This is a genomic window from Rhizobium sp. 10N414, assembly GCF_056394785.1.
The window spans coordinates 143,199-159,970 of record NZ_JBFTIN010000005.1 but is presented as its reverse complement, the minus strand read 5'-3'; the positions used below and the strand labels follow the sequence as shown (position 1 = coordinate 159,970).

Here is a 16,772-nt window from a genome sequence, read left to right as displayed (position 1 = left end):
AGCGTGCTGCCAGCCTGCAGTTTCGACGCGGCGCGCCAGACATGAAAAGACCTTCTGAAACAATCCAAAATTTATCGTCTAGGCAATCTCAAATTCGACCGGCCCCTATGCTGACGTGGCGAAGATAATCCATCGGTCGCATTAAAATTCTATTGCAACGCAAACGAATATATTGCTGGCATTATATTTGACTGCTGGTCACGAACTGCCTGGAAATGTGGGCATTTGAGCCCAGACCGCGCGCGGCGGATGCGCTGAAATCACACTTTGTCAATCATGGTTAATGGCGTGTTAACAGCTTATTGACGCAGTGCGCAAATCAGTTTAACGACCGTTTAGTCTTAGATTTTTCCATTTCGTATTGCGTACAAACATCACCGAAACAGCGGTGAATGGAGGTTTGTATGAGCCAAGTTTCATCGGTTAGTGATACATCTTATGCGTATCTCGCGACCCTGTCGCGATTGGACACAAATGGCGACGGCGTGCTGAGCCGTGGCGAGCGGGCGGCTGATGACAAGCCGGGCATTCTGAAGCAGTTGGGCTCAGAAGGGAGCAATGCTCAGGACTTTGCACCAAAGCTCTCGGATGGCGTGCTTGCCTTCATGATGGCTGCAAGTGAGACGGGTAGCCGTAATTTCTATCCGCAGTCCCAGCAGAACGCCTCTTACGATCTGTATAAGAGCACATACGGTCAGTATGATCTCGACACTGTCGCCTGATCACGTGGTGCGCTGAATTTGCGAAGCCGGCCTCAGAGCCGGCTTTTTCGTTGCCGCCGTTTTGGGAACTGCTTCGTGCCTCGCACGTTGGGAAACGACGATGCAAAGGAAGCTCCAATGAAAACAATCCTCTCGTTCGCGGCTCTGACGCTCTTGGCCGTTTCCTCCGCTGCGATGGCTCAGGACAAGCAAACGGCCACGGCGGACTTTATCGGGCGTGACGGAAAGGCAAGCGGTCGGGCCACGCTAACGGCGGCGGCAAATGGCGGCGTATTGATCGAAGCCGAAGTGGCTGGGCTGCCTGCCAACAAATGGGTCGCATTCCATGTCCACGAGACCGGCAGTTGCGATGCAGCCGGCCATCACGAGTCAGCCGGAAAGCACTTCAATCCGACCAATGCCGAGCACGGCCTGCTGTCCGCAATGGGACCCCATGCCGGCGACATGCCCAACCAGTATGTTGATCAGGATGGCGTTCTGCGAGCGCAGGTGTTTGACGGCATGGTAACACTCGACGGCAAGACTGATGGCGTCCGCGGCCGAGCGCTGATCGTTCATGCCAATTCTGATGACTATCGCAGCCAACCTGCAGGCGATGCGGGTGAGCGCCTTGCCTGCGGCGTCATCAAGTAGGCAGTCTTTCCGGTCAGTGATAGTAGTATCGCTCCGCATACCACTCGCTTGATGCAACCGGTCTATCCGTCGCGACCCATTGCCCGACGCGACTTGTTTCGAGCAGGTCGGCCGTCGCGTGATCTTCCAGCCCGACGAATATGATATTCGTGTTTTCACGCAGTCTGGGATCGGTGCCGAAACCCGTGCGGCTGTCATCGGCCGAGTAGAGCAGCCGCATCCTGACATAGAAGAACTCGGCCTGGTAATCTGCAGCGCCTTTTTCGCTGAAGGTATGCGCAACGTCGATAACAGACTTCTGAGGCCCGCGATAAGCAGTGATTGCCTCATTCAGGCCGAATGTTGCCCCGTACAGCGCAATCGAACGTATCGGAACCGAGCTGGTGGCGCCGGTGGTCAAATCTATCTGTTGGCCGAGGAAGCGGACTTTGACACCATCCAGATCGCCGCGAAAGAAGTAGGAAAATCGATCACGTGTGAGATAGATCGCTTGCCACCGGAACCACGCATATTCGTCGCGCGCGCTTGTCAGGCTCCTGAGTGTAGCCAAGCATCGCACAAACGTATCGCGATAGTTCTGCAGCGACATCGATCAACCTCCTCGAGGGATAACCGGTATCGACTCAAAACGTTCCAGCGGTCGGCTCGTCCAAAGCCAGTGTGAAAGGTGCGTTTCCATCCGCGTCCGCGCCACGGCCGATGGTTCGAACCGCATCGACCAGCCGCCCTCCGCGGCCGAGCAGGTCATCGCCGATCTGGATCAGCCGCGCATTCGGCGTGGCAAAAGGCGATGCAGTGCGCAGCCGGCGAACGAGCGCCGCATCCTCCTGCTCCGGCGACACGGAAAGGGCGGTAATCAAGGCCGCCGCCGGCGACCGGGAGACGCCCATCCAACAGTGGATCAAGAGTGGCGCAGCGCGATCCCACTCGCGGGCAAAACCGATGATCTCCCGCGCATGCGTTTCATCCGGCGCGACAAGGTTACCGGTTCCCTTGAACGCGATGTCGTTCATATGGAGGAGAAGATGCCGGTGCGCCTGAATCACGGCAGGCCGGTGGAAAGCCCGTTCCTTCGCCATCAGGCTGATCATCTCACGGGCGCCATGCCGGACTGCCATTTCGGCGATCCGGGCAAGCGGAGCGACAATGATGACAGTCATGCTTTGCTGCTCCGCATGGCCTCAATTGTCTCGAAGCGCTCGCAAAACAGGCGCTGCGCCTCGACTGCCGGCAGTGGCGTCATCAGCAACATGTCTTTTGTGATTCCGCGCGGCTGGCCGAAGAATTTCTTTGCCTCAATGGACGTAAACCCGGCAAGCTGAGTTGCCTCGAAATACGCAGYGATGGTGTCAGCCTTCTTGATCTTCTCCTTGAGTTCGCGCGTAGGGTGGGGCGGCAGGCCAAACCGAAGGTGGACGGCCGCTTCCAACCGCTTTTCGACGGCCTTGTATCCGCCGCCGACGACCGACTTGAACGGCGAGATCATGTCGCCGATGACATACTCCGGCGCATCATGCAGCAGCGCCATCAGGCGCTGATCGGCTGTCGCCTCGTTGAGGTGGCGGAAAATATCCTCCACGACAAGGCAATGCTGGGCGACGGAGAAGGCGTGATCTCCCGAGGTCTGCCCGTTCCAGCGGGCAACGCGCGCAAGCCCATGCGCAATATCGCTCACCTCGACGTCGAGAGGAGAGGGGTCGAGCAGATCAAGCCGGCGGCCCGAGAGCATGCGCTGCCACGCGCGCGGCGCCCTTGTCGTCACGCGCTGGCCTCGTCCGCCGCCGACGGGAACGTCAGCCCTGTCCAGGCGGGTAGTTCGAGAATGACGGCCGTCTCGCCTGCCAATAGAGGCGTCGCTGTCGCAATGGCCTCACCGGCACGGTCGATGCGAACGATCGCGAGGCCGCCTTTTCCGACGACCGATCCGAGCGTGCCGACCGGCTTGCCCCCGGCGGTGATCTCCGTCCCGGAGGGCGGCAGCGCCGTCTCGGCTTTCACGGTGACGACACGGCGGCGCGCCGTGCCGCGATGCTGCATGCGCGAGACGACCTCCTGGCCGACATAGCAGCCCTTCTTGAAGGAGAGGCCGCCGTTAAAGTCCATCAGGACATCGTGCGGGAAGGCATCCTGCAGCGCATAGTCCTGCCCGGATACGGCAACGCCGCTCGCGATGCGCAATGCGTCATAGATTTCGCGGTCATTGGCACCGTGCTGCCCCGCCTGGCGGACGAGCGCCACGCCAGCTTTGGCAAAGCGGCTATCGGCTGGACCCGTATTTGCGCCGTCCCAAGAAACCGTGACGCCCTCGCCGGCAGGCGAAAGGTCGACGGCGGCTCTGAGCTTGTACATCCCCAGTCGCTTAAGCAGCGCATCCCGCTGATCATCGTCCGTATCGATGATGAACCCATCGCCGTCCTGCCAGATCATGAAATCGAACAGGATTTTGCCCTGCGGCGTCAACAGCGCGCCCGGCCGTGCTTCATCCGCTGCGAGCGCGGCAAGATCGGTCGTGATCAGGTTCTGCAGAAAGGATTGGGCCTCCGGACCGCTCACCCGTATAAGCGAGCGGTTCTTCAGAAATACGGCTGGCATGGCGCACCTGTCGCGTTCGTTATCGCTCAGAAGTATGTCTTCGGTGAGGGGATCGCAAGCCTCAGTCGCCGGCGGTGAAGTACTTCCATTTGCCGCCGGGGGTGATGCCCAATCGATAGAAATTATAACCGCCGAACTCCTGCATGTCGGACAGGTCGCCGGCCGTAACGATGCGCAGCAATTCCACTCGCTCGGGGGGAGTCAGAGCCTTCAGGTCCTTCTCGGCGAAATAGGGCCAGACAAACATTTCGTCCGGTGTGCCCTGGCCGACATGAACGAAGCCGGTGGAAATGACATCAAGCAGGATCGCCAGGATCTCATCGCCCTCCGGATCGCCCGAAAGATCCTTGAGCGCGCTGATGGGGTCGTCCGTCGGCTCTCCGACCGTCACCTGTGTCTGAGTGGCGCCGGTGCCGAGCAGGGGGCGCAGCCGCTCGAGATCGCCCGAAGCGGCAGCCTCGACGATCTGCTCCCGCATCTTTCGAACGGGCTCGGGGACCTTGCTGATATCGTAGATGACTTCGACTGGCTTCGAGCTGTCCTCGGCGCCGGGCGTCTTGTCGTTGCTTTGGCCGGCCTGCGAATTGACCAGCGGGTCGGGCATCGGAACGCCGGGTGAGGTTGGGGAGGGGGCTGGCTTGTCGCCGCCTTGGCCAGGAGCGCTTTGTTCAACCTGTCCTGGGGTCTTCTGCAGCTCTGAGAGTGCCAGGGCCGAAGTCCCGGTCAGAAAGCTACTGGCGCTAAGGCCGATTGCAAGCAAAAGCGGCGCGATCGCGGGCCGCGAAGCATTGTCCCTAGCGGAATGCATCAAACTCTCTGTGATCGTTATTGCAGGGTGCGGTTCGGAGAAAACTCGCCGGCAAGCATGCGCTCGCGCAAGGAATCCAGAAGCGCTTCGGCACTATTCTCGCCATGGAGGCGAATAGTTTCCCGTAGCGCGTGGATGATTGCTGTATCGGCGATGATCTCGGGTTCGATTCCGTCTGCCATGCCATCAGCCCAGGCTTCGTTATGGTACTCCAAAGCCGCCTGAGTCTTCTCATGAACGATCATGTCGTCGATGTCATTGAGGCTTGGTTCCATTGTCATTTCCTCAAACTGCATGCCTTACTGCCTAGTTAACGACCTTATCAGCCTTTTCCCAAAACGACACGGCCGCCAGTGAAAAGAGGTTAATTAACCGTTAATTTCCGAACCTTGATGTTATTTCTGTGGCGAGTGTTGCACCTTCGGCACGGTATCGCTCTTCTGCCACGATGGCTGCCTGCGTGCAATCCGTGTAAACAGACGCGAAAGCGCGGTATCCGCGATTGAAAGCCGCGGTCAGCTGTTCCTTGCGCTGCGGCTCGTCCTTGGCTTCTGAATCAAGCAGTTGCTGCATGCGCCCTCGCCACTCGCTACTGTTTTCCGCCTTGCACAAAGTCCTCAGGTAGTGAACCGAGCCCAACACTTCGGCAAGCCGCGATAGCTTTTCGTCGTATGGCACGGTGACCGCTTTTGGCGCACTCTGCTCTGGCAACACTGGCGGCGTTGTACCCTGTGCCCATACAGGGGCGGGTAGGGCGGCGCTTGCGCACAATGCAAGAAACAGGAACGCGCGTCGAACGGGAATCATGTTGACAGTTGATACCCTGACAGTGACGGGAACAAGGCGCTTGCTTGAGTTTCCACCTGCTTATTCGCTGCCGGACGCCAGGCGCTCGGCACATTCAAGCACGCTTTGAGGCACGGGTAACCGGCGGATCTCCTCAACGGTGAACCAGCCGATATCGGCGGCGTCGTCGGCCGCAAGGCCGATAGCCGTCTCGCCGGCCTCGACCCGAAATACGGAAAGAAAGAAGTGGTTGACGACCGCGCCGTCAGGGGCGTGCGTCTTCAAATCGTATGTCGCGAAGAGGTGAGGGCTGCGAGCTTTTATGCCGGTCTCCTCCTCCAACTCGCGCAACGCTGTTTCCTCCGGCGTTTCGCCCGGTTCGGCCCGTCCTCCCGGAAACGCATAGATGTCGGCCGCCGGCGGATTGCGCCGAAGCACGAGGAGGAACCGGTTGCCGCGCTGGAGGATGGCTGAGGAGGCCGCCTTCGGAATGGAACTCATGGGGTTGCCGCGTTGGTCTCTGTTGGGATGTGCTTGGCGCCGCCATCGTTCCGCCGGATATTGAACGCGGCGATTCGATGGAGCCCTCGTGACTTATATCATTTATGCTGCAGCCGCTGTTTTCGAGATTGCCGGCTGCTTCACCTTCTGGGCCTGGCTGAGAATGGCAAAGCCCGTCTGGTGGCTGGCGCCTGGTATGGTGTCCCTCGCGCTATTTGCATGGCTCCTCATTTTCGTGCCGAGTGAGGCCGCCGGCCGCACCTTCGCTGCCTATGGCGGCATCTATATCGTGGCTTCTCTGATTTGGCTGTGGATCGTCGAGAACCGTGTGCCCGACCGCTGGGACATTGGTGGCGCGCTCGTCTGCCTTTGCGGCTCGGCAATCATCCTACTCGCACCGCGCGGCTGAGGCGGCTAGCCTTGACCGTCGCCGGACGGAGTGCAAAGACATCAGAATGTGTGGACGTTATGCCCTGACAATATCCCCGGAGGAGTTGAAGGAAGTTCTGGGGATCATGGATCTCGAGGACTTTCCCGCGCGTTACAACATTGCGCCGACCCAGCCCATCCTCGTCGTCGTTTCGGATGAAACGCGGGAGAAAGGCAGCAACCTCCCGGAGCGGCGCGCGGTGCTCGTACGATGGGGCTTTACGCCGGGATGGGTGAAGGGTCCCAAGCAATTTCCGCTGTTGATCAACGCCCGCGCCGAAACGGCGATCGGCAAGGCGTCGTTTCGTGCGGCGATGCGCCATCGGCGCGTGCTCGTGCCAGCCTCCGGCTTCTATGAATGGCATCGCCCCGGCAGGGAGAGGGGCGAGAAGTCCCAGCCCTATTGGATCAGGCCGCGCCGCGGCGGCATTGTGGCGTTCGCCGGCCTGATGGAAACATGGTCGTCCGCAGACGGTTCGGAAGTCGACACCGGCGCGATCCTGACGACCGCGGCAAATGCCGCCATCGCTCGGATCCATGACCGCATGCCCGTCGTCATCAAGCCGGAAGACTTTTCGCGCTGGCTGGATTGCAAGACACAGGAGCCACGGGACGTCGCCGACTTGATGAAGCCGGTCGAAGAAGATTTCTTCGAGGCGATCCCCGTCTCCGACAAGGTCAACAAAGTGACCAATATGGGGTCCGACCTCCAGGATAAGGTGGCTGTTGATAAGCTGCCGTCGCCGCCTGAAAAGAAAAAGCCGGATGACGGCCAGCTCAGCTTCTTCTAAGCTGATAATCCCACCGCATAATTCTTCCGGAAAATCACATGATCTCCATTTCTGCCGCGCTTTCCGGCTTCTTCCTTGGTGCGTCGCTCATTATCGCCATTGGTGCACAGAATGCGTTCATTCTGCGCCAAGGCCTGCTGCGCTCACACGTCTTCATCCTGTGCCTGATCTGCGCCGTATCGGATGCAGTGCTGATCGCAGCCGGCGTTGCCGGGCTGGGAACGCTTGTTGCCCAGTCGCCGACTCTCATCTCGGCTGTGACGCTAGGTGGGGCAATTTTTCTCGGTTCGTATGCCGTTCTGGCATTCCGTCGCGCTCTCCATCCCGGCGCGATGCAGGCGGGTTCTCCGCAGACACTGGGTCTGAAGGCTGCAGTCGCGTCTTGCCTAGCCTTTACCTTTCTGAACCCGCACGTCTATCTGGACATGGTCGTTCTGATTGGCAGTCTGTCCGCGCCCTATAGCGGTGCAGACCGCATCGCCTACGGTGTCGGTGCCGCGACGGCGTCGTTCATCTGGTTTTTCGGCCTAGGCTACGGCGCTCGCCTGTTGCAGCCGGTTTTTGCAAAACCCGCAGCCTGGCGGGTTCTCGATGTCATCATCGGCATTGTCATGGGGCTGCTGGCGATCAGTCTGCTGGTCCGCTTCTTCCACCCGGCCTAGGCTTCCGGCATGCCGGCGAGCGCCAACCCTGTGAGGATCGGTTCGATCCGGTTAGGGTTCTTGGCGGCTTGGCCGGCGCGGATGCGGGCGACTGTGACGCCGGGCGAGAATGCAAGCAGACCCGCAAGGTGCCGCCGCGCTTCGTCCATGCGTCCGAGTTTTGCATTGGCCGCAATCATCATCCAGAAGCACGGACCGTAATAGGCATTCGCCGCCATGGATTTGCGCCCCCAGGCCAGAGCCTCTTCATAGTTCCCGCGGACCATTTCGACATGAGCCAGCCCGGTAAGGTTCCAATGAGCACCAAGGCTGTTTGGACTCAGTCGTTCGGCGCGCAGGAAATATGTGACGGCCTCATCGAGACTGCCGCAATGGAGGTTCGCGACGCCCGCATAATTGACGACGTCGAGGTTGTTGGGGTTGAAGGCAACGGCCTGGCAGACCAACTCGAAACCTCGATCGTACTGCTTCAGGTACTGCATCAGAGTATTGCCGCAGATCCCCACGACGGACGCGTCGCCGTGGCCATGCACAAGCGCCCGCTCGATGTAGTTCTCGCAGAGTGCTCGCTGATCCTCGACCCCCGGCAGCTTCCAGCCCAGAGTGCCGCGTTGCATGAGCAACCCGACTGCCGTCGCAAGATAGGTCGCGTTGTTAGGCTCGAGGGCGATTGCCTTGTTGATCAGGGCGAGGGAGGCGTCGTTCCGCTCTGGCATGTCGGAGTAGAAGCTTCCCATGGTCTGAAGGTAGAAATCATAGGCTTCAATGCTCTCTGGCCGCTCCCTTCGTGAAAGCGCGATCTCGGCAGACTTGATCTGGGGCTCAACAATCGAGACGACGCTCTCAGTGATGCGATCCTGGAAATCAAAAATTTCTTCCGCAGAGCCATCGTAGTGCTCTGCCCACAGGTGCGCACCGGTCGCGCCTTCGACGAGCTGTGCGGTAATGCGCAAGCGGTTACCGGCGCGCCGCACGCTGCCTTCCAGCACGTAGCGTACGCCAAGCTCGCGAGCGACCTGGCGCACATCGATCGCGCGGCCCTTGTAGATAAAGGAGGAGTTGCGGGCGATCACCGCGAAGGAGCGGAAACGACTGAGCGCCGTGATCATGTCTTCGACAACGCCATCGGCGAAATACTCCTGCTGGACATCGCCGCTCATATTCTGGAAGGGAAGCACGGCCAGCGACGGCCGGAGGTTGTCTTTTGCCTTTTGCAAGAGAGCACTGGTAGGGCTTGGGTGAGCGTCCGGCTGCCATTTCCAGATCCGGACTGGCCGATCGATGTTCCTGAGTTGGACGTCGCCACCGTCCTCGAATTCCGCGTCGACGCGGCCTACGATGTTCTCCCTGACGCTCGATGCGATGCAGACACCGCCGGGTTCCGCCAGCGGTTCCAGACGCGCGGCAATGTTTACGCCGTCACCATAAATATCGTCACCATCGATAACGACATCGCCGAGATTGATCCCGATGCGCAGCGTGATTCCTGGATGGGAGGCGTCGTTGCCCGAAGCGGCGGCGGTGCGTTGCACCGAAAGCGCAAACTTGACCGCATCAACGGCGCTGCCAAACTCGACGAGAGCGCCGTCGCCAACAAGCTTGATGACGAGGCCGTTGTGATTCTCGACCTCRGGATTGAAGACAGACAGCCGGTGATGCTTCAACGCGGCAAGCGTGCCTGCCTCATCCTTTGCCATCATCCGCGAATAGCCAACGACATCAGCGACAAGGATCGCACTGAGCTTGCGATTTGTCTGGACGTCGGTCATATCGCCTCCGAACTGGCCTATGGACATCCTAGCAGTTCGGTTCAACCACGTCGCGCGGGATAAGGACGCGCGTTGGATTTTCAATGAAGCATGGAGGCAAGAGCCTGGTCTTGGCGCTGTCGGTCCCATCGACAGCGCGGCATTTGCCTCGCCCTAGGCAATCTTCTTGACGAGCGGTGGCTTGCTCTTGAGCATCAGGGCGGCCGCAAGAACGGCCTTCAGGCCGAGCGGGCGGTAGTTGGCGCTGAGGTCGGACTTCGCCGGCTGTTCGACGCTTGTCTTCTTCGGGGTCACAATACTCTCCTCACGTGTGCTGTCCCTAGACTCTTATATTTATTGCTCTTTTGCGTGTAATAGCGACAAAATCGAGGCGCCGCTTATCAGGAATTGTGTATCCGATGCATATTTCGCGAGGCTTGAGTCAGGCATTCTTCGGCAAAGGAGAGTTGAAAAATGTCAGATGTGACGGCCGATATCGTCCTCGCCGACACCCGGTTCCTCGATGGTCAGCGTGCCGTATTTCCGCTTCCACTTGCGCGCGCCGAACGGCAACGTCAGCAGGTAGATGACGGCGGTCACGACCATGACTTCCCATGTGAAGCTCGACAGTAGCGCCACGTAGAGAACGACCCCGAGCATGACCGGCAGCACCAGATCACGCCGCAGCCTGCTGCCCTCGGACTTGCCCGACCAGACAGGAAGGCGGCTAATGAGCAGGAACGCGATCAGAACCGTATAAACGGATGAAAAATAAGCGAAAGTGCGATCGGTCGTCAGCCCAAGGAAGCCGAGATAGACAGGGAGCAGCACCAGCATTGCGCCGGCTGGCGCGGGCACGCCGACGAAATACTCCGACTGCCAGGTTGCCTTGTTCTCGCGCTCGGCCATGACGTTGAAGCGAGCCAGACGAAGGCCCGCCGCAATGGAGTAGATCAGGGCGGCGATCCAGCCGATGGAGCGGGCCTGATCCAGTGCAAAGACATAGACGACAAGCGCGGGCGCGACGCCGAAATTCACGATATCAGCCAGCGAATCCATCTGCGCGCCGAACTTCGACGTCGCCTTCATCAGGCGGGCAACGCGGCCGTCGATCCCATCGAGGAACGCGGCGAGAAGCACCATGCCGACCGCAAGCTCGTACCGGTTCTCGAATGCAAGGCGGATGCCGGTGAGGCCGGCACAGATCGCCAGGATCGTGATGAGATTGGGAATGATAAGGCGAAGCGGGATCTCGCGAAGCCGTGGTCCGCGGCCCGAATCGTCAGGCGGACCGTTGGGCTCGAAAGGCGGGAAGGGCGTTTCCATGTCGCGCTCCAGTCTAGCTTCGACGGCTGACGACCGGGCCCTTGGTGGAGCCGAATTCGGCCAGCACGGTTTCTCCGGCAATTGCCGTCTGGCCGAGCGTCACCCGGGGCGCTGCGCCGGCCGGGAGAAATACATCAAGGCGCGAACCGAAGCGAATCAGGCCGAAGCGTTCGCCGGCATCCAGAGGCTCGCCGGTATTGGCCCAGCAAAGGATACGCCGAGCAACGAGGCCGGCGATCTGAACGACCCCGATCTGGCCGTGCGAGGTTTCGATGACAAGACCGTTGCGTTCGTTGTCTTCGCTTGCCTTGTCGAGTTCGGCATTCACGAAGCTGCCCGACCGGTAGTTGACGCTGACGATCCGCCCGCGCACCGGGGAGCGGTTCACATGGCAGTTGAAGACGTTCATGAACACCGAGATCCGCAGCATCGGCTCGCTGCCGAGATTCAGTTCGGCGGGCGGTACGACCATCTGGACCGACGACACTTTGCCATCGGCCGGCGAGATGACGAGATCGTCATCCTGCGGCGTCATTCTCTCGGGATCACGGAAGAAATAGGCGCACCACAGCGTCAGGATCAGCCCGATCCAGAACAGCGGCTTGAAGATCCAGCCCAGAATGAGCGAGGCGACGAAGAAGGCGGCGATGAAGGGATAACCTTCCTTGTGCACCGGAACGATCGTGTTGCGTACCGTATTGAACAAGCTCATTTATGCCGCGCTCCTAAAGCATGTCTCCCGAAAGCGGCAACCGGTTTCGGGCCAAAGACATGCGTGAAAACAAAGAACTAAAGCGCAACAAGCGAATCTGAAAGATCGCGTTGTGCTTTGACGCTCTTTTCTCATCGCTGGTTACAGGGAAACCGCAGCTGGGGCAATGCTGCGGCTCCTTGACCACACATCTATGACGGGCTTCTGAACAGCAAAGCAGCTCAAATGCCGTCCATTCAGGCTAGCTCGCCGGAGCAAGCCTGTTCACAACCCCCATGTCATCGCTCTCGCGGACCTGCTTCAGATGCTCTTCGGCCTGCGTGGCCTCGCGCTGGCGGTTCCACATCGAGGCATATAGGCCATTTTTCTGGAGAAGTGCGGTGTGGGTGCCGCGTTCAGCAATCTCGCCGCTTTTCAGAACGATGATTTCGTCCGCGCCGATAACCGTTGACAGCCGGTGGGCGATGACGAGCGTTGTGCGGTTCTTGGATACGACATCGAGTGCGGTCTGGATATCGCGCTCGGTGGTGGTGTCGAGGGCCGATGTTGCCTCGTCGAGGATCAGAATCGGCGGCGCCTTTAGGACCGTTCGGGCGATCGCAACGCGCTGTTTCTCACCGCCGGAGAGTTTCAGGCCACGCTCGCCAACCTTGGTATCAAAGCCCTCGGGCAACAGATCGATGAAGTGAGCGATCTGGGCGATCTCGGCTGCTGCCTTGACCTCTGCATCAGTAGCCGATGGACGCCCGTAGCGGATGTTGTAGGCAACCGTATCGTTGAAAAGGACGGTGTCTTGCGGGACCATCCCGATGACCGATCGCAGGCTCTTCTGGGTCACTGTCCGGATGTCCTGGCCATCGACCGAGACCGAACCGCTTTGAATGTCATAGAAACGATAGAGCAAGCGCGACAAGGTCGATTTACCGGCGCCCGACGGACCAACCACGGCGACCGTCTTGCCCGCAGGCACTTCGAAGGAGATACCTTTTAGGATCGGACGGGCAGGGTCATAGGAAAAGTGCACATCCTTGAAGGAGATGGCACCTTGCCTGATATCCAAAGGCGCCGCCTCGGGCGCATCCATCACTTCAGCCTTGACTTCGAGGAGATCGAACATCTGCTCGATATCCGTCAACCCCTGGCGAATTTCACGATAGACAAAGCCGATGAAGTTCAAGGGAACGGAAAGCTGCAGCAGCATGGCGTTGACGAAGACGAAGTCGCCGACCGTCTGCTCGCCACGTTGGACGGCAAGGGCCGACAGGATGAGCATCACCGTCGTGCCCAGGCCAAAAATCACGCCCTGGCCGAAGTTGAGCCAGCCGAGCGAGGTCCAGACATCCGTGGCCGCCTTCTCGTAGCGTTCCATCGACCTGTCGAAGCGCCGGGCCTCCATCTCCTCGTTGCCGAAATACTTGACCGTCTCGAAGTTGAGGAGGGAGTCGATAGCCTTGGTATTGGCGTCGGTATCGCTGTCGTTCATCGCCCGGCGGATCGCGATGCGCCAGTCGCTGGCGCGGATCGTGAACCAGATATAGGCCCAGACGGTGAACGCGGTGACGGCGAGATAGGAAAAGCCGTAGCCCCACCAGAAGATGATGGCCGTCAGCAAAAATTCGATCAGCGTCGGCACGGAGTTGAGGATCGTAAACCGCACGATGGTCTCGATCCCTTTGGTGCCACGCTCGATGACACGCGAAAGTCCACCCGTCTTGCGTTCGAGATGAAAGCGCAACGACAGTTCATGCATGTGCACGAAGGTCTTGTAGGCCAATTGCCGGACAGCATGCTGCCCGACGCTGGCAAAGAGCGCGTCGCGCAACTGGTTCAGACCGAGCTGGATGAGGCGGGTGAGGTTGTAGGCAATGACCAACGCCGTCGCGCCGACAAGCAGGTCCGGCAGCTTGCCGGCGAGGTCCATCTTCCCGTTCAGCGCATCGGTCGACCACTTGAAGAAATAGGGGACGAGCAGCAGTACGAACTTGGAAACGAGGAGGTAAACCGAAGCCCAGACGACCCGCATCTTGAGATCCGGGCGACCTGTTGGCCACATGTAGGGCCACAGATTGAACAGCGTCCGCAGGAGGTTGGAATCAGAGACTGTCTTGTCGTTTGCCATGCGAATCTCCCGCCGAAAGGCGCTGATGGCGCTGCGTTGCCGACAAATTTGGGAGCCGCGGAAATGCCGAAAGAGGCTCGCCGGACATGATCGTCGTCACCGCCACACAGGGGTTGGCGGGACCAATACAACAAATGGGTGCCGCAGGAAAAGAGCGGCCGGACGTGATATCCGTCCGGCCGCTCTATCAAGATGGGATCGCCTTAGAGGTGTTCGCCCGACAGCCGCTTGCGGTGAAGCTCTTCCGCGTTCGGCAGGGCATCCTTGGGAAGGCCGAAGATCTGTCCCGGCAAGATGCGGTCCGGGTTTGTGATCTTGTCCTCGTTGGCGACATAGATCGTCGTGTAGCGAACGCCCGCACCATAGACGCGCCGCGATATCTGCCAGAGCGTATCGCCGCGGCGGATAATGACCGTCTCGTTGCTCGGTGCGAGCGGCGCCTGCTCGATCGTCGTCGGACCGCCCTGGTCTCCAGCGATCTCGTTGGTCGCAGGTGCATTCGGCGCGGCCGGTGCAGTGGAAGGAGCGGTCAGCTGGGCGATGCCGGCGCCGAGCTTGCCCAGCGCATCGCCGACGGATTTCGCATCCTTTGGCAGAGCCTGCAGCATGCTCAGGGCATCGGCTGCGGCCTGGGCTGTGGTCGAAGCCTGCTGCCTGACGTCGGCTGTGGCATCGGCCGCGGTGCGGAATTCCACGATGGCACGCAGGGCGAACTCGGTGGCAGAGCGGGCAGCCGCGAGCTCTTCCACTCCCGGTATCTTGCCGTCGGCGAAGAGCCCGTTGAGCAGGGAGAAGGCCTTGGCGGCATCATTCTTCAGCTTTCCGAGCGTACTTTCATCCAGTGGCACGGTCCCCGCCGCGCTTCCGCCGTTAGGCTTCACGCTCTGCGCGGCAACAGTGACCTGATTTCCTTCCGGGCGGTTGAAATTCACCGACGCGCGAACGGCGACCTTACCGGCGTCATTGAGAACATCGACGCGAATCTTGTGATCGCCGACCGAAAGCGGCATCACGCCATCGACAACAAAATGACCGTCGGGACCGGCCTTCGCCTTGCCGATCAGCTGGTCGTCGGCATAGGCGACGACGTTCGCCGAGGCCTTCGCCATGCCTGCGACAAAGATCTTGTCGCCTTCGATCTCGACGGCGCTGACCATGACATCGTTAGCCGTCGTCGGACCTGCACCAGCCGGCGCGCTCGCGGCATCCGACGAACTCGGAGCAGTACTGCCATTGGAGGCGACCTGAGTATCCGGCTTGGGCGCGGTTATGACGCGGCTGGCGGTGCCCGGCTTGGAGACCATCGCCAGCAGTTCGGAGTTCTTGCCATCCGTGGGAACGGATACGGTCGCAACTTCTTCCGATGTCGAAGCTTTGCCATCCTTGCCGGTGGCTCGCAGGACGAGCTGGTGGTCGCCGGCGGAGAGCGGATTATCGAGCACCGCAACGAAATCGCCAGTCGGGCCGACGTCCGTCGTCGCTACGACCTTGTCCCCATCCAGGATTTCAAGCTTGCTGTTCGGTACTGCCGAACCGGCGATGACCGTAGAGCCATCCGGTTCTACGCGCAGCACGTCGAAAGTGGGGAGCTTGTTGGTGTTTTCCGCAGGCGAGGCCGCGACCGACGGTTCGCTGGCCGGCTCCGGGGAGCCTGTCAGCGCCGCTTCGGCTTTTGCGATCGCCGTTGCCGCATCGGCAATATTCTCCGGTAGCGCCTTGACGATCGTCAGCGCCTTGGCTGCATCGTCTTTTGCCTTGGTGGCGGCGGCAGCCGTGACCGGGTTCGTGCCATCAGGAATCGCAAAGTCCGCAAGTGCCTGCAGTGAGGTCGTCGCCTTCGACTTGGCTGTCTCGAAAACTTCCTGTGTCGGACCCTTGCCGTCTGCAAAGAGCGCCTTAAGTTCGGAGATGGATTGGCCCGCCTCCGAAGCAAGCCGACCGACTTTCTGCGTGGTCTCTGCATCGTCGGGAACTGAAGGGCGCGATGTCTTGGCGGTTTCGGTGACTGTTTTCTTTACTTCGGAGCCGGCCTGGTTAATTGCATCACCAACTTTGGCGGCGTCTCCGCCGATGCGGGGCATGACAAAAAAGACCATCAATAGAATTGCGATTACAAGCACTGCAAGGGCCAGCAAGCCGGCACGGTTTCTCATCATCACGTCTCCCCAGGCGGCAATCTTGCCGGACTTACTAAAATTGCTAGCGATTCCCGCTGCTTTGCACAAGCAGTCAAAGCGGTAAGGCAATAGTACGACGCAGCTTTTCCGTCATTTTTCTTGACTGGAGACAGAGAGAATAGTTGTTTGCCCCTATGACAGATCAATCTCATTCCATTCGCTCCATTTGTGTTTACTGCGGCTCGCGACCGGGCAGCGATCCTCGCCATATGGCGGCCGGCCGTGCGCTGGGTAAGGAAATCGCGGACTACGGCCTGCGCCTCGTCTATGGCGGAGGCACCAAGGGCATCATGGGGGCTGTGGCGAGCGGCGTGCTTTCGAACGGGGGCCAGGTGACCGGGATCATTCCCGAGTTCCTGATCGACATGGAGGCTACTCGCCATTCCCTCGGCCAGCTCAATGAACTGATTGTAACGCCTAACATGCATACCCGCAAACATGCGATGTTCGAGCGCTCTGATGCGTTCGTCGCGCTGCCGGGCGGCATCGGCACGCTCGAAGAAATCGTCGAGATCATGACCTGGGCGCAGCTCGGCCGTCACGAGAAGCCGATGGTCTTTGCCAACGTCAACGGCTTCTGGGACCCGATGATGGAGCTCATGCGCCACATGACGGACGAAGGCTTCGTCCACACCGCCCATCGCGTTCAGCCGCTCGTCATCGACGACATATCCGAGATCATCCCTGGCATCATGGCGCAGGCGGCTGAAATTGCTTCGGTCGACAGTGACGGCGAGGACGCCGTTATTTCGAAGATGTAGGGCCG

Annotated in this window: 20 protein-coding genes; 6 read left to right on the top strand and 14 right to left on the bottom strand. The window is 59.9% G+C overall.

Annotated features, from left to right (window positions below):
• Window positions 1-404 precede the first annotated feature (404 nt).
• Window positions 405-722 carry a hypothetical protein gene (locus AC1DE4_RS07920; RefSeq protein WP_018857420.1) on the top strand — a complete coding sequence of 106 codons (318 nt, stop codon included), beginning with the start codon at window positions 405-407 and terminating at the stop codon, window positions 720-722.
• A 117-nt stretch (window positions 723-839) separates the two neighbouring features.
• Window positions 840-1,355 (top strand): superoxide dismutase family protein, encoded by a 516-nt coding sequence (locus AC1DE4_RS07915; RefSeq protein ID WP_062369316.1) that lies wholly within the window; start codon window positions 840-842, stop codon window positions 1,353-1,355.
• A 13-nt stretch (window positions 1,356-1,368) separates the two neighbouring features.
• Here the strand turns inward: AC1DE4_RS07915 and AC1DE4_RS07910 are convergent, their stop codons facing one another.
• From AC1DE4_RS07910 to AC1DE4_RS07875, 8 genes are all read right to left on the bottom strand, one after another.
• Complete coding sequence (locus AC1DE4_RS07910) at window positions 1,369-1,944, bottom strand: hypothetical protein (protein ID WP_169681100.1); 576 nt, start codon at window positions 1,942-1,944, stop codon at window positions 1,369-1,371.
• A 34-nt stretch (window positions 1,945-1,978) separates the two neighbouring features.
• The gene (locus AC1DE4_RS07905; protein WP_477880835.1) at window positions 1,979-2,515 is read right to left on the bottom strand and encodes a tyrosine phosphatase family protein; all 537 of its coding nucleotides are present in this window, start codon (window positions 2,513-2,515) and stop codon (window positions 1,979-1,981) included.
• The gene (locus AC1DE4_RS07900; RefSeq protein WP_477880833.1) at window positions 2,512-3,117 is read right to left on the bottom strand and encodes a YfbR-like 5'-deoxynucleotidase; all 606 of its coding nucleotides are present in this window, start codon (window positions 3,115-3,117) and stop codon (window positions 2,512-2,514) included. The genes AC1DE4_RS07905 and AC1DE4_RS07900 overlap by 4 nt, the downstream gene beginning before the upstream one ends.
• Entirely contained in the window at window positions 3,114-3,947 is an 834-nt protein-coding gene (gene ygfZ / locus AC1DE4_RS07895) for a CAF17-like 4Fe-4S cluster assembly/insertion protein YgfZ (RefSeq protein ID WP_169681096.1), read from the bottom strand. Before ygfZ ends, AC1DE4_RS07900 begins: the two co-directional genes overlap by 4 nt.
• A 61-nt stretch (window positions 3,948-4,008) precedes the next feature.
• The gene (locus AC1DE4_RS07890) at window positions 4,009-4,755 is read right to left on the bottom strand and encodes a glycoside hydrolase family 12 protein (protein ID WP_169681095.1); all 747 of its coding nucleotides are present in this window, start codon (window positions 4,753-4,755) and stop codon (window positions 4,009-4,011) included.
• Between the two features lie 17 nt (window positions 4,756-4,772).
• The gene (locus AC1DE4_RS07885; protein ID WP_018857413.1) at window positions 4,773-5,030 is read right to left on the bottom strand and encodes a hypothetical protein; all 258 of its coding nucleotides are present in this window, start codon (window positions 5,028-5,030) and stop codon (window positions 4,773-4,775) included.
• 100 nt (window positions 5,031-5,130) lie between these two features.
• Window positions 5,131-5,562, bottom strand: coding sequence for a TIGR02301 family protein (locus AC1DE4_RS07880; RefSeq protein ID WP_026371811.1), 432 nt, complete (start codon window positions 5,560-5,562; stop codon window positions 5,131-5,133).
• 60 nt (window positions 5,563-5,622) lie between these two features.
• A complete protein-coding gene (locus tag AC1DE4_RS07875; RefSeq protein WP_169681093.1) occupies window positions 5,623-6,042 on the bottom strand; it encodes an NUDIX hydrolase in 420 nt (139 codons plus the stop codon).
• Between the two features lie 88 nt (window positions 6,043-6,130).
• Between AC1DE4_RS07875 and AC1DE4_RS07870 the strand changes: the two genes are divergently transcribed.
• From AC1DE4_RS07870 to AC1DE4_RS07860, 3 genes are read left to right on the top strand one after another with little or no spacing between them, the layout of a single operon-like run.
• Window positions 6,131-6,451 (top strand): YnfA family protein, encoded by a 321-nt coding sequence (locus AC1DE4_RS07870; protein ID WP_169681092.1) that lies wholly within the window; start codon window positions 6,131-6,133, stop codon window positions 6,449-6,451.
• Between the two features lie 46 nt (window positions 6,452-6,497).
• Complete coding sequence (locus AC1DE4_RS07865; RefSeq protein WP_169681090.1) at window positions 6,498-7,262, top strand: SOS response-associated peptidase; 765 nt, start codon at window positions 6,498-6,500, stop codon at window positions 7,260-7,262.
• A gap of 38 nt (window positions 7,263-7,300) precedes the next feature.
• Entirely contained in the window at window positions 7,301-7,924 is a 624-nt protein-coding gene (locus AC1DE4_RS07860; protein ID WP_113470698.1) for a LysE/ArgO family amino acid transporter, read from the top strand.
• Here the strand turns inward: AC1DE4_RS07860 and AC1DE4_RS07855 are convergent.
• The 6 genes from AC1DE4_RS07855 to AC1DE4_RS07830 form a co-directional block, all read right to left on the bottom strand.
• Window positions 7,921-9,693, bottom strand: coding sequence for an adenylate/guanylate cyclase domain-containing protein (locus AC1DE4_RS07855; RefSeq protein ID WP_477880829.1), 1,773 nt, complete (start codon window positions 9,691-9,693; stop codon window positions 7,921-7,923). The two genes, AC1DE4_RS07860 and AC1DE4_RS07855, sit on opposite strands and share 4 nt — an antisense overlap.
• A gap of 153 nt (window positions 9,694-9,846) precedes the next feature.
• On the bottom strand, window positions 9,847-9,987 hold the full coding sequence (locus tag AC1DE4_RS07850; RefSeq protein WP_007531226.1) for a hypothetical protein: 141 nt from the start codon (window positions 9,985-9,987) through the stop codon (window positions 9,847-9,849).
• Between the two features lie 162 nt (window positions 9,988-10,149).
• Window positions 10,150-10,998 carry a CDP-diacylglycerol--serine O-phosphatidyltransferase gene (pssA, locus tag AC1DE4_RS07845; RefSeq protein WP_018857405.1) on the bottom strand — a complete coding sequence of 283 codons (849 nt, stop codon included), beginning with the start codon at window positions 10,996-10,998 and terminating at the stop codon, window positions 10,150-10,152.
• A gap of 13 nt (window positions 10,999-11,011) precedes the next feature.
• Window positions 11,012-11,710: a phosphatidylserine decarboxylase gene (locus AC1DE4_RS07840; protein WP_025659847.1), complete on the bottom strand. Its 699-nt coding sequence runs from the start codon at window positions 11,708-11,710 to the stop codon at window positions 11,012-11,014.
• A gap of 241 nt (window positions 11,711-11,951) precedes the next feature.
• Window positions 11,952-13,829, bottom strand: coding sequence for an ABCB family ABC transporter ATP-binding protein/permease (locus AC1DE4_RS07835; protein WP_018857403.1), 1,878 nt, complete (start codon window positions 13,827-13,829; stop codon window positions 11,952-11,954).
• A 203-nt stretch (window positions 13,830-14,032) separates the two neighbouring features.
• Window positions 14,033-15,985, bottom strand: coding sequence for a LysM peptidoglycan-binding domain-containing protein (locus AC1DE4_RS07830; protein WP_169681086.1), 1,953 nt, complete (start codon window positions 15,983-15,985; stop codon window positions 14,033-14,035).
• Window positions 15,986-16,140: 155 nt separating this feature from the next.
• On the opposite strand from AC1DE4_RS07830, the gene AC1DE4_RS07825 reads away from it, so the two are divergent.
• On the top strand, window positions 16,141-16,767 hold the full coding sequence (locus AC1DE4_RS07825) for an LOG family protein (protein WP_026371809.1): 627 nt from the start codon (window positions 16,141-16,143) through the stop codon (window positions 16,765-16,767).
• The last annotated feature ends 5 nt before the right edge of the window (window positions 16,768-16,772 follow it).